A 25,583-nucleotide genomic window follows, 5' to 3' on the forward strand; every position below is an offset into this window, starting at 1 on the left:
GATCGTGACAGACGAACCGGCGACGGCCCAGCGTGCCCAGGATGCGGGCTTGACGCATACCCATATGGGAATATGATGAGCCGCGTGGCACGAGCAGCGACGACGGCGGACACCTTCAACGCGGTCGCCGAACCCCGGCGGCGGCAGATCCTCGACGTCCTCAGGGACGGCGAACGGTCGGTCGGCGACCTCGTCGACCGGCTCGGCCTGGCCCAGCCGCAGGTGTCGAAGCACCTGCGGGTGCTGCGCGAGGTCGGCGCGGTGGACGTGCGCGGCGACGGCCGCCAGCGGCTCTACCGGCTCAACGGCGCCGCGCTCAAGCCCATCCACGACTGGGTGAAGCGTTACGAACGGACGTGGGCGGAACGGTTCGACCTGATGGACGACGTCCTCGAGGAACTCAAGGAACAGGAGCAGTGACGTGGAGATCACCACCCCCGCCGACGACCGGATCCTCATCACCCGCGAGTTCGACGCCCCGAGACACCTGGTCTACCGCGTGTGGACCACGCCGGAGCTGGTGAGCCGCTGGTGGAGTGGCCACCGCGGCACCACCACCGAGGTCGAAATGGACCTGCGGCCCGGCGGCCGCTGGCGGTACGTGCTCAAGACCGGCGACGGCGCCGAGGTCGGCTTCCACGGCGAGTACCGCGAGATCGTGCCGGACGAGCGGCTCGTCTACACCGAGGTGTTCGAGCTGCCCGGCGTCGACCCGGATGAGGTGGACGGGCCGCTCAACACCGTCACCTTCACCGCGCTCGACGGCGACCGCACGCGCCTGGAGCTGCTGACCGAAACCGGCAGCACGGAACTGCGCGACACGATCCTGCAGTCGGGCATGGAGGTCGGTGCGCAGGGACAGATGGAGATCATCCAGGAGCTGGCGGACTCCCTGCGCTAGCGGCCCGCAGGAACCGCTCGCCGGTCTTCGCCAGCGCCGCGGCGAGCTCCGGTGCGTCGAGCACCTCGAAGTCCACGTCGAGCAAGCCGAGGTAGAGCCCGAGCATCTGCGCGTGGTCGGATCCGACCTCCGCGACGCAGCTGCCAGGGCCCTCGGCCGTCACGTCGACCGCGATCGGAAGGCGCTCCCGGACGTACTCGACCGGCGCGTGCAGCCGCACCCGGGCGTGGAAGCGCCACGTCGCGGCGCCCACGCTGCCCTGGACGAACTGCGCGACGTCACCCTCCGGCGGCTCGCGCGGGGCGAAGCGCGGGCCGGTCGGCACCTTCGGCGTCATCCGGTCGACGCGGAAGGTGCGCCAGTCGTCGCGGGCGGTGTCCCAGGCGACCAGGTACCAGCGGCGGCCCCAGCTGACCAGCCGGTGCGGCTCGACGTCGCGCCGGCTCGGCGTGCGCTCGTGGCTCGTGTAGTCGAACCGCAGCCGTTCGTTCGCCCGGATCGCCGCCGCGATCGCGGTCAGCACGTCCGCGTCGACCGCCGGGCCGGCGCCGGGCACCGCGACCGTCGCGGCCTGCAGCGCCCGTACCCGGTGCCGCAGCCGCGACGGCAGCACCTGCTCCAGCTTGGCGAGCGCGCGCACCGACGTCTCGCCGATGCCGGCCACGCCCGTCGCGGTCCGCAGCCCGACCGCGACGGCCACCGCTTCGTCGTCGTCCAGCAGCAACGGCGGCAGCTGCGCGCCCGCGCCGAGGCGGTAGCCGCCCTGAACGCCGGGGGCGGCTTCGACCGGGTAGCCCAGCTCCCGCAGCTTGCCGATGTCACTGCGCACGGTGCGCGCGGTGACGCCGAGCCGGCCGGCCAGGTCGGCGCCGGTCCAGTCGCGCCGCGTTTCGAGCAGCGACAGCAGCCGGAGCAGGCGGGCGGAGGTCTGCAACATGTCCCGAGGATCGCACGAATCGCGGAAGGAAGTCTTCCGCAATGGTTCCTAACGTGCTTCCCATGACGAACGAAATCCGCCCTTTCCGCATCGACGTCCCGCAGGCCGAGCTGGACGACCTCCACCGGCGCCTCGCCTCGGCCCGGTTCGCCGACCTCGTCCCCGGCGACGAGCCCGGCTGGTCCCGCGGCATCCCGACGTCGGAGGTCCGGGCGCTCGCCGAGTACTGGCGCGACGGCTACGACTGGCGCGCCCAGGAAGCCGCGGTCAACGCGTTCCCGCAGTTCACGACCGAGATCGACGGCCAGGTCATCCACTTCCTGCACGTCCGCTCGGCTCAGGCGGACGCGGTGCCGCTGCTGCTCACCCACGGCTACCCGAGCTCGATCGCCGAGTTCCTCGACGTCATCGGCCCGCTGACCGAACCGGGCCCGGACGCGTTCCACGTCGTCGTCCCGTCCTTGCCCGGCTTCGGGTTCTCGACGCCGTTGAGCGGCCCCGGCTGGGAGCTGGCCCGCACGACCGACGCGTTCGCCGAGCTGATGACCCGGCTCGGCTACGACCGGTTCGCCGCGCAGGGCGGCGACATCGGCGCGGGCGTCACCGGCCGGCTCGCGGCGCGGTACCCGGACCGCGTCATCGGCACCCACGTCAACAGCGACCGCGGCACGATCGCCCTCGCCGGCGAGCAGCTTCCGTTGCCGGAGAACCTGTCCGAAGCCGAACAGTCCGAATTGGACGCGGCCCGCGCGGCCTGGCGGGCCGCGCGCGGTTACCTCGACCTCCAGTCGCACAAGCCGGAGACGATCGCGGCCGCGCTGACCGACTCCCCGGTCGGGCAGCTGGCCTGGATCGCGGAGAAGTTCGAGGCGTGGACCGGCGCGGCCGGCGTCGGCCGCGACCGGCTGCTGACGAACGTGAGCCTGTACTGGTTCACCCGCAGTGGCGCGAGCGCGGCCCGGTTCCTCTACGAGGCCGCCCACGCGACGCACGGCTGGCTGGCCCCGTCGGACGTCCCGGCGGGCTGGGCGGTGTTCAACACCTCGCCGGTGGTCCGGCGGATCATGGACCCGGAGGAGAAGACCGCGCACTGGTCGGACTTCGCTTCCGGTGGCCACTTCGCGGCGATGGAGGAGCCCGAGCTGCTCGTCACCGACATCCGCGCGTTCTTCCGCGGGCTGCGGCCGGGAAAGCCCGCGCGCTGACGCCGGGTGCGTGGGCCAGAATCGTCGGCGTGCAGTTCGCCATCCTCGGGCCCGTCGAAGCCCGCCGTCCCGACGGGACACCGGTCGCCCTCGGCGGGCCCCAGCTGCGTGGGCTGCTCGCCTTGCTCGCCCTCGACGCCGGCCGGGTGGTCGGTGCGGAGCGGCTGATCGACGGCCTGCACGGCGAACACCCGCCCGAGGGTGCGGCCGAAGCACTCCAGTCGCAGGTCTCGCGGCTGCGGCGGCGGCTGCGGGACGGCGGTGCGCCCGACGGCCTGGTCGAGTTCACCCCCGCCGGCTACCGGCTGGCCGTCGATCCCGCCGACGTCGACGTCCACCGCTTCGAGCGGCTCACCGCACAGGCGCGGGAAGCCGCCGATCCGACGGTGAAGCTCGAGCTGCTCACCGCGGCACTCGCGCTCTGGCGGGGACCGGCGCTCGACGGGCTCGCCGACCCGCCGCGTGCGGCCCGGCTGGCGGAACTGCGGCTGGCCGCGACCGAGGACCGCGCCGAGGCCGGGCTCGCGCTCGGCCACCACGAGCGGCTCGTCGCCGAGCTGCGCGAGCTCACCCGCGAACATCCGCTGCGTGAACGGCTCACCGCGCAGCTCGTGCGGGCCCTCCACGGCAGCGGCCGATCCGCCGAAGCGCTCGCCGTGTTCGCCGAAATGCGGGCACGCCTCGCCGGCGAACTCGGCGCCGACCCCTCCCCGGAGCTCGCCGGCGCGCACGCCGCGGTCCTCCGGGCCGCCCCCGCCCCGGCGCGCCGGGTGCCCGTGCCGCTCACCGGGTTCGTCGCCCGGGCCGAGCTCGGCCGGCTCACCGCGGCCCTGCCCGGCGCCCGGCTCGTCACGCTCACCGGGCCGGGCGGGGCGGGCAAGACCCGGCTCGCGGTCGAAGCCGCGGCCCGCGCGGCCGGTGAGGTCTGCTTCGTCGAACTCGCGACGACCACCGACGTCCCGCGCGCGGTCCTCGCCGCGCTGGGCCTGCGCGAGCAAGGCGTGCTGACCCCGGGGGCGGCCGCGGACCCGGCCGACCGCCTGGCGGCCGGACTCGCCGACCGGCCGCTGCTGCTCGTCCTCGACAACTGCGAACACGTCGTCGCCGAGGCCGCGCGGCTGGTGCGGCGCCTGCTGGGGGAGTGCGCGGGCCTGCGCGTGCTGGCCACCAGCCGTGAAGCACTGGGCCTGACCGGCGAGACCCTGGTGCCGGTCGGGGCGCTGCCCGCCGACGCCGCGGCGCGGCTGTTCACCGACCGGGCCGCGGCGGTCGCGCCCGGCACGGCACCCGCCCCGGGCGCGGTCACCCGCATCTGCGCCGCCCTCGACGGCCTCCCGCTGGCCATCGAGCTCGCCGCCGCCCGGCTGCGGTCGCTGTCCGCGGACGACGTCGCCGCCCGCCTCGGCGACCGGTTCCGGCTCCTCTCCCGCGGTGACCGGACGGCCGAGCCGCGCCACCGGACCCTGCGCGGCGTCGTCGAGTGGAGCTGGGACCTCCTGGACGCGGACGAGCAGCTGCTGGCGGCCCGGTTCGCGGTGTTCGCCGGCGGCGCGCGGCCGGCCGCCGTCGAGCGCGTCTGCGGCGTCCCCGACAGCGACGCCGTGCTGACCGGCCTGGTCGAGAAGTCCCTCGTCGAGTTCGGTGGCGGCCGGTACCGGATGCTGGAGACCATCCGCGCGTTCTGCGCCGAGCGTGGCGAAGACCGGCGCGCGGCGCACGCGCGGTACTTCCTCGACCTCGCCTCGGCGACCGGGCCGAAGCTGCGCGGCGCGGACCAGCTGACGGCACTGGCCGAGCTGACCGCGGAACACGCCGACCTGCACGCGGCCCTGCGCTGGAGCGCCACCGAAGACCCGGAAACCGCGCTGCGGCTCATCGCGGCGCTGTCCTGGTACTGGTGGCTGCGCGGCCTGCGGAGCGAGGCGACGCCGATCGCGGACGCGGTGCTCGCCGCCGTCGGCCCGGAGCCGCCGCCGGGACTGGCCGAGGAATACGTCCTGTGCGTGATCCAGGCGTCGGACACCGACATCGCGATCGAGCCGATCCTGCGCCGGCTCGACGGGCCGCTCGAGTACCCGTACCTCTTCCTGCTGTGGGCGTTTTCCCCACGCACCAAGGCCGAAGACGGCGCACGGCTGGCCGCGCTGATCGGCCCGGACGCGTGGTCCCGGGCGTTCGCGCGGATCGGCGACGGCCTCGGCGCGCAGTACCGCGGCCGGATCGCCGAAGCCGAAGCGCATTTCTCGGCGGCACTGGAGGCCTTCCGGGCCTTGGGCGACCGCTGGGGCGAGGCGAGCGCGCTGGAGAAGCTCGCGGAGTTCGCCGACTGGCGCGGCGACCACGCGCGCTTCCGCGAGCTGATGGACGAGTCCGTCCGGCTCGCGAGCGAGCTCGGCGCGGCCGAGGACGCCGCCGACCTGCTCTGCCGGCGCGCCGACGGCGTGCTGCGGCAAGGCGACGCCGAAGCCGCGAAAGCCGACTACGAAGCCGCCGCCGAGCAGGCACGCGCCGCGGGCACGCCGGTGACGCTCGCCCGGGCGCGCGGCGGGCTGGGGGAGATCGCGCGGCGCGCGGGCGACCTGGCCGCCGCCCGGCGCTGGTACGCCTCCGCACTCGGCCTGGCCGCCGACCCGGTGACCGGCGGCGAGACGCGGATCCGCGTCCACACCGGATTCGGCTGGACGGCGGCCGCCGAAGGCCACCTCGAGGAAGCGACCGAACTGCACCAGGAAGCGCTGGCCACCGCGCTGGAACACGCGAACCTGCCGGGCGCGGCCCAGGCGATCGAAGGCCTGGCCGGAGTGCTGGCCGGGCGAGCGGAGGACGAGCGGGCGGCGTTCCTGCTCGGCGTGGCGGTCGGGCTGCGCGGCGCACCCGTCACCGGGGACGCCGACGTCGACGGCGTGGCGGACCGCGTCCGGGGGCGTCTCGGCGATTCGGCTTACGCCGAAGCGTTCGACCGGGGCCGGCGGACGCCGCCCGAGCAGGCCGTCGAGGAGGCCGGTCAGCGGCGGTTCGCGCTCGGTTCGTGAGCGGTCAGCGGCGTCGTCGATCGTCCGGGACATGACGAAGCACATCCTGATCTCCGGCGCCGGCGTCGCCGGCCCCGCCCTCGCCTGGTGGCTGCACCACCACGGCTTCCGCGCCACCGTCGTCGAGCGGGCCCCGAGCCTGCGCGAAGGCGGCTACAAGGTCGACATCCGCGGCGTCGCGGTCGACGTCGTCCGCCGGATGGGCCTGCTGGAGCAGGTCCACGCGGCGAGCACCGACATGCGGGGCGCGGCGTTCGTGAACAAGCGCGGCAAGCAGCTGGCCACCCTCGACGCGGACACGTTCGGCTTCCGCCACGGCGACGACACCGAGATCCTGCGCGGCGACCTGGCCCGGATCCTGTACGACGGGACCCGCGACCACACCGAGTACGTCTTCGGCGACTGGATCACCGGGCTCGGCCAGCGTCCCGACGGCGTCGAGGTGACGTTCGCCCACGGCGCGCCCCGCCGGTTCGACCTGGTCGTCGGGGCGGACGGCCTGCACTCCGGCGTCCGCGCACTGGCGTTCGGCCCGGAGGAGGACTACCTGCGCCGGTTCGACGCCTACATCTCGATTTCGACGGTGCCCAACCGCTTGGAGCTGGACCGCTGGGAGCTGCTGCACGCGGCGGCCCCGGGCAAGATGGTCAACGTCTACAGCACCGCCCGTGCGGCCGACGCCAAGGCGGCGTTCTGGTTCAGCGCACCCCCGCTGACCTACGACCGCCGGGACGTCGACGGCCAGAAGGACCTGGTGGCGGACCGGTTCGCCGGCCTGGGCTGGGAAATCCCGGCCCTGCTGGCGGCCGTGCGCGAGGCGGACGACTTCTACTTCGACCCGGTCTGCCAGATCGTCATGGACCGGTTTTCGGCCGGCCGCGTGACGTTGCTCGGCGACGCCGGATACTGCCCGTCCCCGGCGTCGGGCCAGGGCACGAGCCTGGCCCTGGCCGGCGCGTACGTCCTGGCGGGCGAGCTGGCATCGGACTTCCCGGAGGCGCTGTCCCGGTACGAGGCTTTGATGCGTCCGTACATCGAGAAGAACCAGGCGCTGGCGAAGACGGCGTTGCGCGGGATCATCCCGCAGTCGCGGGCGTTCGCCTGGTTCAACACCCGGATGATCAAGCTGATGCCGTACCTCCCGGGCCGCAACCGCGTCCTGGAGCAGATGGCCCGCCCCCTCCGCGAGGCAGCGAACGCCTTGGTGCTGCCGGATTACGCCGCTAGCGCACGGGATCGTGCCCCCAGTTCATGAGCGAGTGCCGCCAGGTGGTGTCCTTGACGTCCCCGGACGGCCGCTGGGCCAGGTGCCGGTGCACATACCCGACGACCTTGCGCATGTGGGCGAGGTCGTCGGCGGTGAGGTCGTCCTTCTTCTTCCGCAGGATCTCGACGATGCGCCGGCCGGACTTGTGCCCGATCGACTCACTGTCCTCGTGCTGCCCGGCGGCTTTCGACTCGTCGGTCTCCAGCCAGTCGTCGAGCTGCTTGGCGGTCATGTTGACGCTGTTGCCGAATTCGCGGCGCGTCTCGTCGTCGTCCATCCGGGACGGGTACCCGCGGCCACCACGGCTATCCGCCCCGACGAGGTGATTGCCCGGCCCGTCACGGGCGGCGCCCGCGCAGCACGCAGGTCAGCATCGGGAGGGTGAACTCGCCATCGGCGGTCTCCGGTTCGCCGGCGAGGAAAGCCCGGATCCGGCCGAGCGTGTCCACCCGGTCCCGGGGCGGCATGACCAGCACGCCCGCCCGGGTGGCCAGGGCCGCCACCAGGGAATCGGCCGTGCGGCGCTGCCCGTGCGGGAATTCGGCCCGCTCCCGGCCACCGAACCCGGCCGGCAGCGATATCCCGGCCGTTTCGGCGCGCCAGCCGGCGGGCGTGTCCCGCGGGCCGATCACCGCGCTCCCGCCGGCGCGCGCCAGCCCGGCCACCCAGCCGGCCCGGTCGTCCACGACGTTCCACAGCCCGGCCAGGACGCCGCCCGGCACCAGCACCCTGGCGATTTCGGGGCCCGCGACGGCCATGTCGAACCAGTGCAGGGCGTTGCCGGCCAGCACCGCGTCGACGGACGCGTCGGGCAGCGGGACGGCCTCGGCGCTGCCCAGCCGCGCGGGGACGTCCGGCAGGGCCCGGCGCAGCTCCGCCAGCATGGCCGGGTCGGGCTCGACCGCGGTCACGTCGAGATCCGCGGCCACCAGCGTGGCGGTGAGCTTGCCGGTTCCGGCGCCGAGGTCGAGCACCCGCCGTCCGGGTGCGGGGCCGAGCGCCCAGCGCACCGCGGCGGGCGCGTAGTCCGGGCGGTGCTCGGCGTAGGCGGCCGCCGCCACGCCGAACGACGAGGCGTGCCGGTGCCGCTCGCGCTGCTCCACGCGAATCACCGTATCGGCTGCCCGCCCCCGGTGGTGAGCGGACGGATCCGGGGTACCCGCGGGTGCGGAGGTGGATCGATGACCAAGGAATTCAAGAAGGGTGACCGCGTCCGGTGGGACGCGGGCAACCAGAGCTCGGTCGGCACGGTCGAGGAAAAGATCACCGAGGACACCCACGCCGGCAAGCGGGACGTCAAGGCCTCGCCCGACAACCCGCAGTACCTCGTCCGGAGCGAGAAGTCCGGGAAGACCGCCGTGCACCACCCGGACAAGCTCCACAAGGCCTAACGCGCCGCGCGGACCTTCGCCGCGACCTCCGTCAGCTCCTCCCGCGACCGCACCCGCCAGTCGGCGTCCAGCACGAAGCCGTCGCCGGCGAACCGCGGGATCACGTGCAGGTGGACGTGGGGGATCTCCTGGCCCGCGGCCTTGCCGTCGGCCAGGAACAGGTTGATCGCCTCGCACCGCAGGTCCGTGCGCCGCAACGCCGCCGCCAGCTCCTGGGCGATCGTGAACATCCGCGCGCCCGCCTCGGCCGGCAGCGAAGCCAGGTCCGCGTGGTGGGCGCGCGGCAGCACCAGCAGGTGCCCGGTGGTCACCGGGCGCAGGTCGACGATCGCGACGAACTCGTCGTCCTCGTGGACGAAGGCGGCGGGGGCCTGCCCCGAGCCGATCGCGCAGAAAACGCATTCTCCGGTCGACGTGGTCGCCGGCATGCGGCGGAGTTCAGCCATGCGGGTGACCCTATCGGCCGCCGAGCCAGTGGTGCAGCGCCCACCACGACCGCACGGCGTCCAGGACGCGGCCGCCGCAGTTTTCCGACGGCGCCACCGGCGTGAGCTCGGCCAGCCGGTCGAGGCGGTAGCGGACCGTGTTCGGGTGCAGGTGCAGGGCTTCGGCCGTGGGACGCAGGCGCTGGCCGTGGTCGAGGTAGGCCAGCGCCGTCGCGGCCAGCTCGCGGTGGAAGGCGTTGCCCGGGTCGAGCGCGCCGAGCAGCTCGGTCGTGAGCAGGTCCGCGAGCCGTGGCTGGGCCGTCAACGCCAGTTCACCCGCCATCGCGGTCAAGTCGTGGCAGCCGGGCCCGGCGATCCGCGCCGCGGCCGTGCCGAGCCGGTGCACCTCCCGGAGCTCGGTGAGCGGGACCGGGGGAGCGACGACCAGCAGCGCGTCGCCGTCCAGTGCGACGCCGGCGGGCGGGCGGGCCGCCAGCCCGGTGAGCCGGCCCTCGACCAGCCCGTACACCCCGCCGAACTCCAGCAGCGCCTGTTCGAGCGTGCGGGCTCGCGCCGGGTCGCTGACGTCGGACACCACGCACGAGTACCGGCCGTCGGGTCGCAGCCCCGCCTGCCGGAGCTCCTCCGGCGTGGGCGGGTGCCCGGCGAGCAGCAGCGTCCGCAGCAGCTGGGTCCGCGCGTCACGCACCGTCCGTGACAGCTGCAGCTCGGCGGCGTGGTAGCCCTTGACGATGTGCCGTTCCAAGGCGCCGGTGTAGCGCTCGGCGTCGAGGACGGTCTCGAGGATGAGGTCGTCGGACAGGCCGGCGGCCCGCGCGCGTTCGACGGCGAACCGGGCCGCGAGCGTCTTGCCGGCCTGGACCCCGCGCAGCAGGTCGGTGAGCGGGACGCCCTGCGCGGCCCGGTCGGCGCCCAGTGCCTCGGCGGTGGTGTAGTCGGCGCTGTCGGGGTTCGTGGTGGCGCGCAGCGCGGCCGACAGCAGGAACCGGACGTGCCGCCGGTTCTCCGCCTCGGGCAGCCGCGCGACCTCGGGCGACTGGCTGCGTGCCGCCTGCACCAGCTCGTCGACGACCGTGTCGTCCGCGGCCATCGCGTCGAGCACCTGCCGGAGCAGCGGTGAGGCCGGCACGGCACCCTCCCGTTGTGGCCAGGCCACAACACCGCCACCGCGATGTTGGGCGAGCGGCCCTACCGGAGCGGCTCCGGTGGCCGGTTATCGTGACGATACCGGACAGTAACCCCGTTCCTTCGCGAAATCCATCGACCGAAGGTCACCACACCTCTTCACTGCCGAAAGGTGTTCCCCGTGCGCACTTCCCGTCGGAAACGGTCGTACCTCTCGCGCCTGGCCTGCCTCACCGCTTCCGCCGCCCTGCTGGCGACCGGCGCCGCGACGCCGGCGACCGGCGCCCCGGCGGCCCTGCGGGAGGTGATGTTCGTCGGCAACAACTGGGAAGGCACGGCGGACGTCATCCAGTCCCGCGGCTCGTTCGCCCGCATCGGGCGGGTGAACATCATCCCGGACAAGGACCAGCGACTGACGGAGATCTACCTCAACCCGGTCAAGCTGGCCTTCTTCCTCGGCATCCGCAGCGGCCCCGGCGAAGGGCACGACCAGTTCGTCGACGACATGTACACCACACCGGACGGCGGTTCGGTGGTGGCGTCGCGGCCGAGCTTCGCCGACGTCGTCTCGATCAACCTCACCACCGGCCGGATCAACTGGCGCTTCCCGGTGTCGGGTTTCCGCTCCGACCACATGGCGGTCTCGCCGGACGGCCGCCGCGTCGCCGTCTCCGCCTCGACGTCCAACACCGTGCACGTGCTGGACATCGTGACGGGGCAGCAGGTCGGCTCCTTCACCACCGGGGACAAGCCGCACGAGAACGTGTTCACCGACGGCGGCCGCTACCTGTGGAACATGTCGATCGGCGAGGTCAACACCGACCTCGACGACCCGGGCTGGGACTTCACCAAGGGAGACCGGCGGATCACCGTGGTCGACGCGGCGACCTTCCGCCAGGTCAAGGTGATCGACATGCGCCAGCGGCTCGACGCCTTCGGCCGCAGCGATCTGTCGGACGCCGTGCGCCCGGTCGCGTTCACCCCGGACGGCGCGAAGTTGTACTTCCAGGTGTCGTTCTTCAACGGATTCGTGGAGTACGACGTGGCGACCGACAAGATCACGCGGGTGAAGGAGCTGCCGAAGAACCCGGCCACCAGCGACGACCGCAAGACCTTCGTCAACGACTCCCGCCACCACGGCATGTCGATGAACCCGGCGGGAACCAAGCTGTGCATCGCCGGAACGATGGACGACTACGCGACGGTCGTCGACCGGGCGTCCCTGCAGCAGGGCACGCTGGTGCCGGCGGTCAAGCCGTACTGGGCGACGGTGAGCGGAGACGGCAGCGCCTGCGTGATTTCCGAAGCCGGCGCCGACCAGGTGACGGCGATCGACTTCGCGACCGGCCGCAAGCTCCTGTCGATCCCGGTCGGCGACCACCCGCAGCGGGTCCGCCTCGGCCACGTGCCCGACGGCTGGACCGGACCCACGGGTTCCTGACCACGAGCGGTGCCCGCCGGAATCACCCATCGGCGGGCACCGCACTTTGTACCCACCATCGGTGGCGCAAGCCGGGCCGCAGGGTCAGGACGTCTCGTAAGCGATCGTGAACCACTCGCGGACTTCGTCGTCCACTTCGGACACCGCGCGCAGGCTCAGCCTGTGCCCGACCCGCGGCCCGCTCGCCCAGCTCGCCGGGGCGATGCGGGCCGTTTCCACCGGACGCGGCAGCCACAGGTACACCAGCACGTCGCGCGCACGCGGGCGCAGCTCGGCCAGCTTCCGGTCCCGCTTCAGGAACACCCCGACCTTGACGGCGTCCTCGTGGACGTCGCCGAGGGTGTGCAGGTGGTCGAGGACGGCGTCGTACACCGCGCGCTGCCACGGTGGCCTGCCGGCGAACGTCTCCGCCACCGTGCCGCCCGGGACGCACGTGTGCCCCTGGCCGGCGCGCGCGAACTCGCGGTCGCAGCGCGGGCACGTCCACCGGATCGGCATGCCGTCCAGGATGGCACTCACAGCGCGGCCGGGCCGAGCGCCGGGATGGTCGCCGCCGCGTGCAGCAGGTTGCGGGCCGCCTCGCCCGCGGCCTTCCGCTCCGACGGGGGCAGCTTGTCCAGCAGTGCGCCCAGCGCGGCGTGCCGGCGTTCGAGCATGCGGGCCACGATCTCGTGCCCGGGCTCCGTCACCTCCAGGGTGACGACGCTGCGGTTGCCCGGGCTGCGGCCGCGCGCCACGTACCCGAGGGCTTCCAGGCGGTCGGCCAGCCGCGTCACCGAGGACGCGTTGACGCCCATCGCCGCGGCCAGCTGGGAGCTCGGGACCCGGCCGAGGCGGTCGAGGACGAGCAGCAGCCGCGTCTGCGGGAACGACACCTCGGGCGGGGCCGCGTGCGCGCATTCCCACGCGATCCCGACCAGGACCACGGTGAGGCCGTCGAGGGCGGCCACGTCCGCGTCTTCGTGGGGTTGCATGACGCAATACTTGCGAACCGCAAGAGCATCGGTCAAGATGGACATCCCCGGCGCTCGCCGCGGTCTCCGGCCGGATCGGCCCTTTCGCTTGCCATCAGCGCTTCTTGAAGCTGAATTCGTTGGCAGACAAGAAAATCCTTCGGATTTCGCTGAACCTCCCCGCGACGGCGTCCGTGTACCCGGTACCGAACTGCCGTCAGAAGGAGGAACCATGCCGGATCACCGTGGCATGACCGGCCGCGCCAAGGCCCGGACCGCGCTGGTCGTCGTGGCCACGCTCGCCGTCGTCGGCGTGGGCTCGGTCATGGTGCTGAACGCCAACGCCCAGACCGCGCCCGGCTCGACGGAGGCACGGGTCCCGGCGCACGACATGGCCGGCATGCGGATGGGGTCCGCCGCGCAGGCCGCGGCCACGAACGACGTCGCCGGCGCCGGGCCGGTCACCGAACTCGACAAGACGTTCCTGGTCAAGGTCCGCCAGGCCGGGCTGTGGGAGATCCCCGCGGGCGACCTGGCGCAGACCCACGCCAGCAGCGAACAGGTCAAGCGCGCCGGCCTGCACCTGCTCGACGGGCACTCGCACCTCGACCAGCTCGTCCGCGAGGACGCGAAGATGCTCGGCGTGCCGCTGCCCGACCAGGCCAGTGCCGGACAGCAGGCGTGGGTCCGCCAGCTGACCGCCGCCCAGGGCCTGGAGTTCGACAAGCTGTTCGCCAACCTGCTGCGCGAGTCGCACGGCAAGATCTTCGCGACCATCGCCGAAGTCCGCGCCGGTACGCAGAACGACGTCATCCGGCGGCACGCGACGCAGGCGAACCAGACCGTCCTCGACCACATGACGGTCCTGGAGGACACCGGGCTGGTCGACGCCAAGACGATCGCCGACGTCGCGGCGGCGGTGAACCCACCGGCGAAGTGACGTCGGGGCCGGAACGGCCCGGTAGCCGCCCGCCGGGGATCCGGGCGGCTACCGGGCCGGCGGCACGATGCCGTACTCGTGGATCTTGCGGTAGATCGTCGCCCGCGAAATGCCCAGCAGCTTCGCCGCCCGCACCTTGTTGCCGTCCGCGTCCTCCAGGCACCGCACGATGGCGTCGCGCTCGATCGACTCGAACCGGTTCAGCGGCCGCCGGGTCACCGCGTGGAACTCCGCCGGGAGGTCGCCGGGCCGGATGGTGCCCGCGCGGCGGCGCTGCGCGACCGCGCGCAGCACCTGGTGGAGCCGGCCGATGTTGCCCGGCCACTCCGCCCGCATCAGCAGGTGCAGGGCCGCGGCCGAGCACGTCAGCCTGCCGCCGTACCCGAGCTTGCTCAGCACCAGCGGAACCAGTTCCGCGAGGTCTTCGACGTGGTGGCGCAGCGGCGGCACGCGCACCGTCCGGGGGAAGAACTTCAGCAGCTCGGCCAGCGCCGGTTCGGTCTCGGCCTCCGGCACGAGTGTGAGCACCACCCACGGCGCGCCCGCGTCTTCGCGCAGCGTCCGCAGGACCGCGGCCAGCGCGGCGGCCGCCGGGGCCGTCAGGCGGTCGGCGTGCCGGATCACCAGCGTGCGGATCGGGGTTTCGGCGTGCTCGCGCAGCACCGCGGCCCAGTCCGTGCCGAGTGCCGCGTCGACGGTCAGCAGCCGCGCCGCCGGGTGGTGGCGCTGGTGGAGGCCCTTGGCCAAGGTCAGCTTGCCGGCACCGGGTTCCCCTTCGAGCGCGACCCACTCGCCGCGCTGGTGGCCGGAGTCGAGCTCGTGCCCGCACCGCAGCCACAGCGGCGCCGAGCCGACGACGCCCGGCAGGTACATCGGCAGCATCGGCGTCGGGACGGCCAGGGTTTCCTCGGCCTCGATCAGCTTCACCGACAGCACGCCGCCCGCGGTCTCGGACTCGCGCCGGCCCGCGACGCGGCGGCACACCACGCGGACCCGCAGCCCGCTGGACAGCGACAGGGTGGCCGGGGTCCGCCGTCCGTCGGCCAGCGCTTCGGTGGCGTGGCCGAGCAGCACCGACTGGTCGGCCGGGTCGAGCAGCTGCCGGGCCCGGTCGTTCATCATCACGATGTCTTCGTTGAACGCCAGCACGATGCCCGTCCACCGGCGGCACGTCTGCAGGTAGGCCTGGAAGAGCAGCATCTCCCGCAGGTCGCTGTGCCGCAGCAGGGCCTGGCGGATCTGCTCGGCCGTCGAGCGGGCCAGGGCGACCAGCAGGCCGCCCGCGTCCTTGTGCCAGCAGGTGAGGTCGACGGCGCCGACCTTCTTGCCCGAGATCGGGTGGTGGATCGGCACGCCCGCGCAGGCCAGGTTCTCCAGGTGCTCGGCGTAGTGCTCGTGGCCGAACACCGTCGTCGGGCGGCCGTCCTCCAGCGCGGTGCCGATGCCGTTGGTCCCGACGGACTGCTCGCCGTAGCTGAACCCGGGCACCAGCTCGACGTGCTCGAGGTGGCGGGCCAGGTCGGCGTCCCCGGTGCGCTGGGTGAGCACGACGCCGCTGGCGTCGGTAAGGATGAGGCTGATCGGCTGGCCCTCGAACTGCTCGCCGAGCTTGTCCAGCACCGGTTCGGCGCCGCGCATGAGCGGGATGTCGAGGTTCTGGTCGCCCAGGTAGAGCGGGTCGATCCGGTCGGCTTCGACCTGGAACTCCCGCGACCGCCGCCACGAGGCCAGGATCGTCGGCCGGACCGTGTCCGCGGGGACCGTTTCGGCGGTGAGGAACCGCACCCGGGTGCGGGCGAGCGCGTCGTCAGCGAGCAGGGTGCCGGGCGCGATCTCGTCCACGTGACCTCCCGTAGTGACGCCCGTCCAGCGTAAGCGCGAGGGGCCGGCGGCGGTGTCTCAAATTGAGACGCCCCCGGGCCCGCGGGCGCGGTGCGATGGAGCCATGGCCGCCGAGACATACAACCCGTGGACGATCGTCAACCTGGTCTTCACCCACCTGGCCGAGCAGAGCCTGCACCCGACGCTGGGCGCCGCGGGCGATCCGGGCGAGCCCGCCGCCGCCCTGCTGCGCGCGTTCGGGATCGTCCCGGCCGCCGAAGGGGACGCGCGGGTGCGGGCCGGGATCCACGACGAGCTGGCCGCCCTGCGCGCGCGGCTGCTCGACACGCCCACCGGCAGCGGTTCTGTCTCAGATTGAGACCCGCGTCCGCCACGCCGGCCCGCCTAATGGTGAACGCCGGGTCGGCGAGCCGCGAATAAGGAGTTGATCCATGAGCCGCCAGAGTGTGGCGAAAGCCCACCAGAAGATCCAGGAACTGTCGTGGGAACCGGCGTACCACACCCCGGTCTCGCACTACGGCACCGACTACACCTTCCGGAAGGCCAAGAAGAAGGACCCGCTGAAGCAGGTCCTCCGCTCCTACTTCCCGATGCAGGAGGAAAAGGACCACCGGGTCTACGGCGCCGAGGACGGCGCGATCCGCGGCAACATGTTCCGCCAGGTCCAGGAACGCTGGCTGGAGTGGCAGAAGCTGTTCCTGTCGATCATCCCGCTGCCGGAGATCTCCGCCGCGCGGGCGATGCCGCTGCTGTTCCGCACGGTCCCGAACCCCGAACTGCACAACGGCCAGGCCATCCAGATGATCGACGAGGTCCGGCACTCGACGATCCAGCAGAACCTCAAGCGCCTGTACATGCAGAACTACATCGACCCGGCCGGCTTCAACTCGAGCCTGCGCAACTTCCAGAACGACTACTGCGGCACCATCGGCCGCCAGTTCGCCGAAGGCTTCATCACCGGGGACGCCATCACCGCGGCGAGCATCTACCTCACGATCGTCGCCGAAACGGCGTTCACGAACACGCTGTTCGTCGCCATGCCTGCCGAAGCCGCCGCGAACGGCGACTACCTGCTGCCCACGGTGTTCCACTCGGTGCAGTCCGACGAGTCCCGCCACATCAGCAACGGCTACGCGACGCTGCTGATGGCGTTGTCCGACGAAAGCAACCACCAGCTGCTCGAACGCGACCTGCGGTACGCCTGGTGGAACAACCACGCCGTCGTCGACGCCGCGATCGGCACGTTCATCGAGTACGGCACCAAGGACCGCCGCAAGGACCGCGAAAGCTACGCGGAGATGTGGCGCCGCTGGATCTACGACGACTACTACCGCTCCTACCTCGTCCCGCTCGAGAAGTACGGCCTGGTCATCCCGCACGACCTCATCGAAGAAGCCTGGAACCGGATCTGGAACAAGGGCTACGTCCACGAGGTCGCGCAGTTCTTCGCCACCGGGTGGCTCGCCAACTACTGGCGCATCGACCCGATGACCGACGAGGACTTCGAGTGGTTCGAGTACAAGTACCCGGGCTGGTACGACAAGTACGGCAAGTGGTGGGAGAACTACAACCGCCTCGCGACGCCGAACGGGCACCACCCGATCGTCGCCGAGGACGTCGACTACGTGTACCCGCACCGGTGCTGGACCTGCATGGTGCCGTGCCTCATCCGCGAGGACATGGTCACCGACAAGGTCGACGGCCAGTGGCGGACGTACTGCTCGGAGACGTGCCGCTGGACCGACGCCGAGGCGTTCCGGCCCACCTACCAGGGCCGCAGCACCCCGAACATGGGTCAGCTGGTCGGCGCCCGCGAGTGGGAGACGCTCTACCACGGCTGGAACTGGGCCGACGTCGTCTCCGACATGGGCTTCGTCCGCGACGACGGCAAGACCATGGTCGCCCAGCCGCACCTGGACCTCGACCCGAAGAAGATGTGGACGCTCGACCACCTCCGCCGGATGCCCGAGGTCCAGTCGCCGAACGTGCTGCTCAACCAGATGACCGACGAGCAGCGCGCCGCGTTCGTGGCCGACTACAACCGCCAGGGCCCGGCCGGGCGCCCGGCGCCGCAGGCCTGACTCGACCACACGGGCGGCACTTTCACGTGAAAGTGCCGCCCCCAGGTGGGCGCTTTCACGTGAAAGTGCCGGATTGGGGCGGGGATGGCAGAGAAACATCGCGTCCGGTTCGAGCCGGTCGGGATCGAGATCGACGTCGACGAGGACACCACGATCCTGCGGGCCGCCGCCGAGCAGGGCGTCATGCTCATGCACGGCTGCAAGGAAGGACAGTGCGCGGCCTGCAAGTCGTTCCTCCTCGACGGCGACGACGTCGAACACGACCGCTACTCGACCTTCGCGCTCCCGGACTACGAAAAGGAGGAAGGCTTCACGCTGCTGTGCCGGGCCCACGCCTACGAAGACCTGACGATCGAGCTGCTCAACTACGACGAGGAGATGATCCAGTCCGGCCTGCCGATCCAGGAGGCCGACGTCGAGGTCGTCTCGAACGAGAACGTCACCCATGACCTGCGGCACCTGGTGGTGCGGCTGGACGGCGACCTCAAGTTCTTCCCCGGCCAGTACCTGGACTTCGCTATCCCGGGCACCGAGGAAACGCGGTCGTTCTCCATGGCCAACACCTCCGCCCGCGACGGGCTGCTGGAATTCGTCATCAAGGTCTACCCCGACGGGCTGTTCTCCCGGTTCCTGGCCACCGAAGTCGCGGTCGGCGACCGGCTCCGGGTGACCGGCCCGTTCGGGGTGTTCACCCTCCGGGACAACCCGGGCGCGGGCCTGGTCTTCGTCGGCGGCGGCGCCGGGATGGCCCCCATCCTGTCGCTGCTGCGGTCCATGGCCGAACGCGGGATCGATCGGAAGGCGGTCTTCTACTACGGCGCCCGTCGCCGCCGCGACCTCTGCTTCGAAACGGAATTGCGGGCACTGGAGGCGAAACTGCCCGGCTTCCGGTACGTGCCCGCGTTGTCCGAGCCGGGTGACGACGACTGGGCCGGCGAGACCGGCTTCGTCACCGACGTCCTGCGCCGGGCCGGCGCCGACCTCACCGGCGCCGACGCGTACGTCTGCGGCCCACCGCCGATGGTCGAGGCCGCCCTCGAACTGCTGCCCGCGCTCGGCGTCGACGGCAAGCGCGTCTTCTACGACAAGTTCACCACCACGGGCGAAGGGTAAGGAATCCATGACAGCCACCTCCGAACGCAGCGTGCCGAAGCCGACGTTCACCGACGCCGAAGCGGGCGCCAAGGTCTTCCCGGACTCCACCGTCCGCCAGTACAACTACTTCACCCCGGCCAAGCGCAAGCAGAGCCACTACGAGGACGTCACCGTCGAGGTCCAGCCCGACCCGCGGCACTACCTGTCCCAGGGCTGGCTCTACGCCTTCGCCGACGGCCAGGGCGGCTACCCGCTGGAGTGGACGGCGCTGAAGGCGTGGGGCTCCGACCGGCCGCTGCCCGAGCGCGGCCCGGGCTCCGGCGGGAAGGGTTACGACTGGCCGGCGCACGGCTGGCACGAGTTCCGCGACCCGAACGAGGAGTGGGAGCTCACCCTCTACCGGTACAACGCGAACGTCGTCCGCCAGCTCAACCAGAACATCGACGCCGCGCGCCAGGCCAAGGCGTTCGAGCAGTGGAACCGCAACTGGGTCGACTTCGTCGCCAAGCACGTCGGCGCCTGGATGCACGTCGACCACGGCCTCGGCCTCTACCTGTTCGCCAACGCCAACCGCCGCGCCCCGACGAACATGCACAACAACGCGATCTCGGTGAACAGCATGCACCGGATCCGCGCGGCGCAGGACCTGGCCCTGTACAACCTGACCCTCACCGAGGAGATCGAGGGCTTCGACGGCACGGCTCACCTGGCCACCTGGAACGAGGACCCGGCCTGGCAGGGCGTGCGCGAGACCGCCGAGCAGCTGACCGGGATCTGGGACTGGGGCGAGGCGATCTTCGCCGCCAACGTCGTCTTCGAGCCGCTCGTCGGCGAGCTGTTCCGCAGCAACCTGGTCCAGCAGGCCGCGCCGGCCAACGGCGACTTCGTCACCCCGACGCTGATCGGCGCCGAGGAGTTCGACTTCTCCGAACGCGACCTCCGCTACACGAAACCCCTGTACCACCTGCTGATCAACGACAAGGAGTTCGCCGACCACAACAAGGCGCTGCTGCAGAAGTGGCTCGAGGACTGGGTGCCGCGCTGCATCGCCGCGGCCCGCGCGCTGCAGCCGCTGTGGTCGCAGCCCGACGCCAAGCCGATCCGGTTCGAGGACGGCCTCGACCGCGTCAAGAGCCGGTTCGCCGGCATCCTGTCCGAACTGGGTCTCAAGGCACCCGAGGAGCTGGGCCAGTGACTGTCTTCAAGACCGCGGAAAGCCCGTTCAAGGCCGACAACACCGCGTCCAACAGGTGCGGGTTCACCCTGATGAACAACCAGGTGGGCGCGATCATCGCGGAGGTGATGGGGACGAAGGACAACGTCACCATCACGCCGCTGCCCTCGATGATCCGGGTCGACGCCGTCGGCCGCATGGAGGTCGTCTACGCCGAGGTCGACGAGGCCGCCGGCGAGGAGGAGGGCTGGTTCAACGCGGCGGAGTTCGAGGAAAGCATGTCCACCCACTACGGGCGGATGATCCACGAAGACGACCGCACGATCATGTTCGCCAACCCCGAGGACGCGGCGGAATACCTCGACTTCGACCTCAAGCCCGTTCGCTGAAGGTAAGCACTGGATCCCGCTCAGGAGGATCAACCATGTACGAAAAAGACGGCGAAAAATACTTCGTGGTGGACGCCCACACCCACTTCTGGGACGCGAGCCCGGAGAACTGGGTCGAGGGCCAGGAGGAATACGCCAAGGGCTGGATCGAGTGCTTCCACGCCTACCAGGGGCTCGGCCCGAAGGAGACGCACTGGCCGATCGACCGGTTCCAGAAGTACTCCGAGGAACTGATGATGCACGACCTGTTCGAGGCCGGGCACGTCGACAAGGCCATCTTCCAGCCGACCAACCTGCGGCAGTGGTACAAGACGGGTTTCAACACCACCGAGAACGACGGCGCACTGGCCGAGAAGCACCCGGACAAGTTCCTCGTCAACACCACCTTCGACCCGCGTGAAGGCGACGAGGGCATGAAGGCGTTCGCCGAACGCGTCAAGCGGTACAACTGCAAGGGTGTCAAGCTCTACACGGCCGAGTGGCGGGGTGACTCCCGCGGCTGGAGCCTCAAGGACCCGGAGGCGGCCCGCTACCTCGAGAAGTGCGAGGAACTCGGCGTCAAGAACGTCCACATCCACAAGGGACCGACGATCTGGCCCCTGGACAAGGACGCCTTCGACGTGTCCGATGTGGACTACGCGGCGACGAACTTCCAGGGCCTCAACTTCATCGTCGAGCACGTCGGCCTGCCGCGCATCGAGGACTTCTGCTTCATGGCCACCCAGGAGCGGAACGTCTACGCGGGGCTCGCCGTCGTCGTCGGCGGCCTGATGCACGCCCGCCCGAAGTTCTTCGCCAAGGTCATGGGCGAGCTGATGTTCTGGCTCGGCGAGGACAAGCTCATCTTCGGCGCGGACTACGCCATCTGGGAACCGAAGTGGCAGGTCGAGGGCTTCGTCGACTGGAACATGCCCGCCGACGACGAGCTGTCGGACTTCCCGCCGCTGACCGTCGACCAGAAGAAGAAGATCCTCGGGCTGAACGCCGCCCGCCTCTACGACATCGACGTCCCCGAGGAGCTTCGGTTGAAGGACCCGAAGAACGTCGAGCCCGTCGGCGTGCCGAACTCATGACCACCGTGGTGACCGGCGCCCGCGCCGCCGTGTGGGCGGCGCTGGGCACCGTCCGCGATCCCGAACTGGACGAACCCCTCACCGACCTCGGGTTCGTGGCCCGCTGCGAGGTGAGCGCCGCGGGCCACGCCGTCGTCCGGCTGCGGCTGCCGACGTACTTCTGCGCGCCGAACTTCGCGTTCTTGATGGTGGCCGACGCCTACGACGCCGTGGCCGGGGTGCCGGGCCTGACCGGGCTCGACATCCGGCTCGACGACCACTTCGCGTCCGACGTCATCAACCGCGGGGTGGCGGCCCGGCAGGGGTTCGTGGCGTCGTTCGAGGGCGAGGCCGTCGACGAGCTCGACACGCTGCGGTACGACTTCGTCCGCAAGGCCGTGCTGGCCGGCACCGACCGCGTCTGCCGGTCCTTGGGCCGGGACCCGCGATCGCTGACCCTCGGCGATGTCCCGCCGGGCCCCGACCTGAACCGGTTGCGGGCCCGGCGTCGCGAGCTGGGCCTGCCCGCCGAGGACGGCGACCCGCTGCTGCTGGACCCGGCTACGGGGACGGCTCCGGTCGACGCGAAGCGCCACCTGGCGTTCGCGCGGCTCACCCGCACCAGCATGGAGGCCAATTCGGGTGTCTGCCGCGGCATGCTGCGCGCCCGGTACGCGCTGACTTCGGACGAGGAGGGCACGGGATGAAGGCCGTGCGGCTGCAGAAGTACCACCAGCACCCGGTGCTCGAAGACGTCCCGGAGCCGCGCGCGACCGGGCCCTTCGACGTCGTGGTCAAGATCGGCGGCGCCGGCGTGTGCCGCACCGACCTGCACATCATCGAGGAGCAGTGGGCCGAGAAGTCCGGCGTCGAGCTGCCGTACACGATCGGCCACGAGAACGCCGGCTGGGTGCACGAGGTCGGCCCGGCGGTGACGAACGTCGAGGTCGGCGACACGGTCATCCTGCACCCGACGCCGACGTGCGGCCTGTGCCACGCGTGCCGCGCGGGCGACGACATGCACTGCCCGAACGGGACGTTCCCCGGCATCAACACCGACGGCGGGATGGCGGAGTACCTGCTGACGTCGGCGCGCGCGTGCATCAAGCTCGACCCGACGACCGAGCCGTCCGACGTGGCCGCGCTGGCCGACGCCGGGATCACGGCCTACCACGCGGTGCGCAAGGCCGTCCCGCAGCTGTACCCGGGCACGACCTGCGTGGTCAACGGTGCCGGCGGGCTCGGGCACATCGGCATCCAGTCCCTTCGCGCGTTGACGGCGGCTCGGGTGATCGTGGTGGACCGCAACGCCGACGCGCTGGAGCTGGCTTCGACGCTGGGCGCCGATTTCACGGTCCTGGCCGATGGCAAGCAAGTCGAGGCCGTCCTCGACCTGACCGGCGGCAACGGCGCCGAGGTCGTCCTCGACTTCGTCGCCGAGCAGGGCGCCCAGCAGGACGCCTTCGCGATGACCCGGCGCGCCGGGTCGCACTTCGTCATCGGCTACGGCTCGAACATCGAGATCCCGACGATCGACATCATCTCCACCGAGCGCAACATCATCGGCAACCTCGTCGGCACCTACAACGACCTGGCCGAGCTGATGGTGCTCGCCCAGGCCGGGAAGGTCACCCTGCACACGAAGAAGTACCCCCTGGACGCCGCGCTCGACGCGCTGGCCGACCTCGACGCCGGGCGCGTGCGCGGCCGGGCCATCCTCACCCCCTAGGAGCACCGCACATGGCGAAGGAACTGCGGTTCGGCCCGGACGCCCGCGACCTGCTGCTGGCGGGCGTCGACAAGCTGGCCGAGGCGGTCAAGTCCACGCTGGGCCCCAAGGGCCGCAACGTGATCATCGAGAAGATCACCGGCTCACCGGTGGTCACCAACGACGGCGTCACCATCGCCCGCGAAATCCACCTGAAGAACCAGTTCGAGAACATGGGCGCGCAGCTGGTCAAGGAAGCGGCGATCAAGACCAACGACGTCGTCGGCGACGGCACCACCACGGCCACCGTGCTCGCCCAGGCGATCGTCCGCGAAGGCATGCGGGCGATCGCGCAGGGCGGCAACCCGGTGCTCGTCAAGCGCGGCATCGACCACGCCGTCGGCCTGCTGGTGGCGCACCTGGAGAAGCGGGCGCACCCGGTGTTGTCCGAACAGGACTACGCGCGGGTGGCGGCCATCTCGGCCAACGACGACGACGCCGTCGGCGCGGTCATCGCCAAGGCCCTGCACACCGTCGGCGACGGCGGCGTGGTGACGGTCGAGGAGTCGCCGTCGATCGGGATGGACGTCGAGTTCGTCGAAGGGTTCGAGTTCGACAACGGCTACCTCTCGCCGTACCTGGTCACCGACCCCGGCCGGCTGGAAGCGGTGCTCGACGACCCGTACATCCTGATGTGCGCGGAGAAGATCACCCAGGTGCAGCAGCTGATGCCGGTGCTGGACAAGGTGATGCGGGCACCCCGGCCGCTGGTCGTGATCGCCGAGACGGTCGAGGGCACGGCGCTGTCCATGCTGGTGCACAACCACGTGAACGGCACGTTCCAGTCGGTGGCCGTGCGCGCACCCGGGTTCGGCGACCGGCGGCTGCACAAGCTGGAGGACCTCGCCGCCATCGTCGGCGGCGCGGTGCTCTCGCGGCAGTCCGGGTTCACCATGGAGACGATGACCCTGGAGCACCTCGGCCGCGCGAAGCAGGTCCGGGTCACCGAGAACCGCACCACGATCGTCGGCGGCGCGGGTTCCCCGGCCGCGGTCGACTTCCGGGCCGGGCAGCTGCGGGCGGAGCTGGAGCGCGCGCAGTTCGGCGTCGACGAGGACGTCCTGACCGAGCGCATCGGGGCCCTGACCGGCAAGGTCGCCGTGGTGCGCGTGGGCGCGGCGACGCCGGCCGAGCTCAAGGAACTGCAGCACCGGGTCGAGGACGCGCTGTCGGCGACCCGGGCGGCGATGGCCGAGGGCATCGTGGCCGGCGGGGGAGCGGCGCTCCTGCACGCCGAGAAGGCCCTGGAGGGCCTCGGCTTGGAAGGCGACCAGGCGATCGGGGTCGAGATCGTCCGGCGTGCGCTGGCCGAGCCCGCCTTCCTCATCGCGCACAACGCCGGGCACCCGGCGCACGAGATCGTCGCGCGGATGCGGGAGATGGGCGACGACGACGGCTTCGACGCCCTGCACGACCGCTTCGGGGACATGATCGCCCTCGGTGTCGTCGACCCGCTGCGGGTGTGCCGGTCGGCGGTGCGGAACGGCGCTTCGGTCGCGGGCCTGCTGCTCACGACCAACTCGCTGATCGCCGAGGAACAGACCCCGTGGGGCGGCAGCCCGGCCTTGATGACCGAGTTCGGCCCGCTGGACGAGGGCCTGCACCAGCCCTCGCCCGACGCCAGCACCCCGCAGTCCCTCGGGATGGGCCCCTCCGTGGGCTGAGTTCCACGTCCGCCGGCCCACGGAGTGAGGAGGTCTTCCCGCCGGTGTCCTGAGCCCCGGTGGGAAGACCTCCGGTTCACGGCGCGAGGCCGTGCCGGGCCAGTTCGTGCCCGGCCAGCTTCTCGATGACGTCCCGGTCGCGCTCCCGCCAGCCGGTCGCGACCTCGCCCGCGGCCGCCAGTCGGTGCAGCGGCTGCGTCACCAGGGCCCGCAGCGCCAGCAGGTCCCGGCCTTCGTCGCCGAGCGCCCGCAGCCGCGCGGCGGCCGTGGCGCGGCGGGTGAAGTGCCAGCGCAGCGGCAGCCAGGTGACCACGAGGGTCAGCACGGGCAGGGCGATGATGATCGCCGCCATCCACCACGCGAGGTTTTCGACGGCCTCGATCTGCCAGCGGCCCGCGTCCGTCAGCTTGTTCCCGACGTCGGAACCGCCGTGCAGGGCTCTCGCCAGCGCGTCCCCGACGAGCGGGATCCTGTCGGCGGAGTTCGCGGCCGAGTCGAAGGTGCCCCGCAGGCCGGTGCCGGCGTCGACCAGCCCGTCGCCCGGTGCCCGCAGCTTCATGACCTGGTCGTACACCGAGTTCGCCAGCCACACCGCGAAGACGACGAGCAGCACGGCCAGGAGGTCGCTGACGAGCTGGACGGTACGGCGGATCGGCCGTTCGGCGTAGAGCTGCATCGTCGGACGCCTTTCGCGGTGGGGGAGCGCGGCCCCGGCAACGTACCCGGGTCCCCGCCGGGCGAACCGCCGCGGTGGGCTATGACGACGGTCATGGTGTTCTTCGCGCCGGTGTGGTTTGCTGGGATTATGACCACCGTCATAGAGCTCGGCCCTGCGGATCGCGAGCGCGTCGCCGCCGTCGTCGCGGCCTCCTCGCCGGAC

The 25,583-nt window shown here is 71.7% G+C and carries 26 protein-coding genes; 17 read left to right on the forward strand and 9 right to left on the reverse strand.

Features of this window, described 5'->3' with window-relative positions; genetic code table 11:
- Positions 1-84 precede the first annotated feature (84 nt).
- Both DV20_RS10010 and DV20_RS10015 read left to right on the forward strand, forming a co-directional pair.
- The gene (locus DV20_RS10010; protein WP_043778687.1) at positions 85-420 is read left to right on the forward strand and encodes an ArsR/SmtB family transcription factor; all 336 of its coding nucleotides are present in this window, start codon (positions 85-87) and stop codon (positions 418-420) included.
- A gap of 1 nt (position 421) precedes the next feature.
- Positions 422-901, forward strand: a complete 480-nt coding sequence (locus DV20_RS10015; protein WP_043778690.1) for an SRPBCC family protein — start codon at positions 422-424, stop codon at positions 899-901.
- Here the strand turns inward: DV20_RS10015 and DV20_RS10020 are convergent.
- Entirely contained in the window at positions 870-1,838 is a 969-nt protein-coding gene (locus DV20_RS10020) for a helix-turn-helix transcriptional regulator (protein WP_043778693.1), read from the reverse strand. The two genes, DV20_RS10015 and DV20_RS10020, sit on opposite strands and share 32 nt — an antisense overlap.
- Before the next feature lie 53 nt (positions 1,839-1,891).
- Between DV20_RS10020 and DV20_RS10025 the strand changes: the two genes are divergently transcribed.
- From DV20_RS10025 to DV20_RS10035, 3 genes are read left to right on the forward strand one after another with little or no spacing between them, the layout of a single operon-like run.
- Positions 1,892-3,043 (forward strand): epoxide hydrolase family protein, encoded by a 1,152-nt coding sequence (locus DV20_RS10025; protein ID WP_084093400.1) that lies wholly within the window; start codon positions 1,892-1,894, stop codon positions 3,041-3,043.
- A 29-nt stretch (positions 3,044-3,072) separates the two neighbouring features.
- The gene (locus tag DV20_RS10030) at positions 3,073-6,075 is read left to right on the forward strand and encodes an ATP-binding protein (protein WP_043778698.1); all 3,003 of its coding nucleotides are present in this window, start codon (positions 3,073-3,075) and stop codon (positions 6,073-6,075) included.
- A gap of 31 nt (positions 6,076-6,106) precedes the next feature.
- Positions 6,107-7,330: an FAD-dependent monooxygenase gene (locus tag DV20_RS10035; RefSeq protein ID WP_043778702.1), complete on the forward strand. Its 1,224-nt coding sequence runs from the start codon at positions 6,107-6,109 to the stop codon at positions 7,328-7,330.
- On the opposite strand, the gene DV20_RS10040 is transcribed toward DV20_RS10035, so the two are convergent.
- Both DV20_RS10040 and DV20_RS10045 read right to left on the reverse strand, forming a co-directional pair.
- Positions 7,299-7,619 carry a DUF3140 domain-containing protein gene (locus tag DV20_RS10040; RefSeq protein ID WP_043778703.1) on the reverse strand — a complete coding sequence of 107 codons (321 nt, stop codon included), beginning with the start codon at positions 7,617-7,619 and terminating at the stop codon, positions 7,299-7,301. The two genes, DV20_RS10035 and DV20_RS10040, sit on opposite strands and share 32 nt — an antisense overlap.
- Before the next feature lie 61 nt (positions 7,620-7,680).
- On the reverse strand, positions 7,681-8,445 hold the full coding sequence (locus tag DV20_RS10045; RefSeq protein ID WP_043778705.1) for a class I SAM-dependent methyltransferase: 765 nt from the start codon (positions 8,443-8,445) through the stop codon (positions 7,681-7,683).
- A 78-nt stretch (positions 8,446-8,523) separates the two neighbouring features.
- Here DV20_RS10045 and DV20_RS10050 point away from each other — a divergent pair, with 78 nt between their 5' ends.
- Positions 8,524-8,733: a hypervirulence associated TUDOR domain-containing protein gene (locus DV20_RS10050; protein ID WP_043778707.1), complete on the forward strand. Its 210-nt coding sequence runs from the start codon at positions 8,524-8,526 to the stop codon at positions 8,731-8,733.
- Here DV20_RS10050 and DV20_RS10055 read toward each other — a convergent pair.
- Together DV20_RS10055 and DV20_RS10060 are read right to left on the reverse strand one after the other, a co-directional pair.
- Positions 8,730-9,179, reverse strand: a complete 450-nt coding sequence (locus DV20_RS10055) for an HIT family protein (RefSeq protein WP_051735876.1) — start codon at positions 9,177-9,179, stop codon at positions 8,730-8,732. The genes DV20_RS10050 and DV20_RS10055 overlap by 4 nt on opposite strands.
- A 10-nt stretch (positions 9,180-9,189) precedes the next feature.
- Positions 9,190-10,308 carry a helix-turn-helix domain-containing protein gene (locus DV20_RS10060; RefSeq protein ID WP_043778709.1) on the reverse strand — a complete coding sequence of 373 codons (1,119 nt, stop codon included), beginning with the start codon at positions 10,306-10,308 and terminating at the stop codon, positions 9,190-9,192.
- A 177-nt stretch (positions 10,309-10,485) separates the two neighbouring features.
- Between DV20_RS10060 and DV20_RS10065 the strand changes: the two genes are divergently transcribed.
- Positions 10,486-11,745, forward strand: coding sequence for a YncE family protein (locus tag DV20_RS10065; protein WP_043778928.1), 1,260 nt, complete (start codon positions 10,486-10,488; stop codon positions 11,743-11,745).
- 84 nt (positions 11,746-11,829) lie between these two features.
- On the opposite strand, the gene DV20_RS10070 is transcribed toward DV20_RS10065, so the two are convergent.
- The gene (locus DV20_RS10070) at positions 11,830-12,243 is read right to left on the reverse strand and encodes a DUF5655 domain-containing protein (RefSeq protein ID WP_235190767.1); all 414 of its coding nucleotides are present in this window, start codon (positions 12,241-12,243) and stop codon (positions 11,830-11,832) included.
- 17 nt (positions 12,244-12,260) lie between these two features.
- Complete coding sequence (locus DV20_RS10075) at positions 12,261-12,719, reverse strand: MarR family winged helix-turn-helix transcriptional regulator (RefSeq protein ID WP_043778713.1); 459 nt, start codon at positions 12,717-12,719, stop codon at positions 12,261-12,263.
- 211 nt (positions 12,720-12,930) lie between these two features.
- Here DV20_RS10075 and DV20_RS10080 point away from each other — a divergent pair, with 211 nt between their 5' ends.
- Positions 12,931-13,638, forward strand: coding sequence for a DUF4142 domain-containing protein (locus tag DV20_RS10080; RefSeq protein ID WP_043778715.1), 708 nt, complete (start codon positions 12,931-12,933; stop codon positions 13,636-13,638).
- Between the two features lie 48 nt (positions 13,639-13,686).
- Here the strand turns inward: DV20_RS10080 and DV20_RS10085 are convergent, their stop codons facing one another.
- Complete coding sequence (locus tag DV20_RS10085) at positions 13,687-15,480, reverse strand: sigma-54-dependent Fis family transcriptional regulator (RefSeq protein WP_043778716.1); 1,794 nt, start codon at positions 15,478-15,480, stop codon at positions 13,687-13,689.
- A 103-nt stretch (positions 15,481-15,583) separates the two neighbouring features.
- Between DV20_RS10085 and DV20_RS10090 the strand changes: the two genes are divergently transcribed.
- The 9 genes from DV20_RS10090 to groL all read left to right on the forward strand — a co-directional run bounded on the left by DV20_RS10090 (position 15,584) and on the right by groL (position 24,703).
- A complete protein-coding gene (locus tag DV20_RS10090) occupies positions 15,584-15,838 on the forward strand; it encodes a hypothetical protein (RefSeq protein ID WP_043778719.1) in 255 nt (84 codons plus the stop codon).
- A gap of 73 nt (positions 15,839-15,911) precedes the next feature.
- A complete protein-coding gene (locus tag DV20_RS10095) occupies positions 15,912-17,561 on the forward strand; it encodes a ferritin family protein (protein ID WP_084093401.1) in 1,650 nt (549 codons plus the stop codon).
- Between the two features lie 84 nt (positions 17,562-17,645).
- A complete protein-coding gene (locus DV20_RS10100) occupies positions 17,646-18,674 on the forward strand; it encodes an FAD-binding oxidoreductase (protein WP_043778720.1) in 1,029 nt (342 codons plus the stop codon).
- Between the two features lie 7 nt (positions 18,675-18,681).
- Positions 18,682-19,851, forward strand: coding sequence for a ferritin family protein (locus tag DV20_RS10105; RefSeq protein WP_043778721.1), 1,170 nt, complete (start codon positions 18,682-18,684; stop codon positions 19,849-19,851).
- Entirely contained in the window at positions 19,848-20,219 is a 372-nt protein-coding gene (mimD, locus tag DV20_RS10110) for a propane 2-monooxygenase effector subunit MimD (RefSeq protein ID WP_043778722.1), read from the forward strand. Before DV20_RS10105 ends, mimD begins: the two co-directional genes overlap by 4 nt.
- 35 nt (positions 20,220-20,254) lie before the next feature.
- A complete protein-coding gene (locus tag DV20_RS10115; protein WP_043778723.1) occupies positions 20,255-21,292 on the forward strand; it encodes an amidohydrolase family protein in 1,038 nt (345 codons plus the stop codon).
- The gene (locus DV20_RS10120) at positions 21,289-21,978 is read left to right on the forward strand and encodes an iron-sulfur cluster assembly protein (protein ID WP_043778724.1); all 690 of its coding nucleotides are present in this window, start codon (positions 21,289-21,291) and stop codon (positions 21,976-21,978) included. Before DV20_RS10115 ends, DV20_RS10120 begins: the two co-directional genes overlap by 4 nt.
- Complete coding sequence (locus DV20_RS10125) at positions 21,975-23,000, forward strand: NAD(P)-dependent alcohol dehydrogenase (RefSeq protein ID WP_043778725.1); 1,026 nt, start codon at positions 21,975-21,977, stop codon at positions 22,998-23,000. The genes DV20_RS10120 and DV20_RS10125 overlap by 4 nt, the downstream gene beginning before the upstream one ends.
- An 11-nt stretch (positions 23,001-23,011) precedes the next feature.
- Positions 23,012-24,703, forward strand: a complete 1,692-nt coding sequence (gene groL, locus DV20_RS10130; RefSeq protein WP_043778726.1) for a chaperonin GroEL — start codon at positions 23,012-23,014, stop codon at positions 24,701-24,703.
- Positions 24,704-24,779: 76 nt separating this feature from the next.
- On the opposite strand, the gene DV20_RS10135 is transcribed toward groL, so the two are convergent.
- Entirely contained in the window at positions 24,780-25,379 is a 600-nt protein-coding gene (locus DV20_RS10135; protein ID WP_043778727.1) for a hypothetical protein, read from the reverse strand.
- Positions 25,380-25,583: the final 204 nt, after the last annotated feature.

This window comes from Amycolatopsis rifamycinica (assembly GCF_000695625.1).
GTDB classification, from domain to species: domain Bacteria; phylum Actinomycetota; class Actinomycetes; order Mycobacteriales; family Pseudonocardiaceae; genus Amycolatopsis; species Amycolatopsis rifamycinica.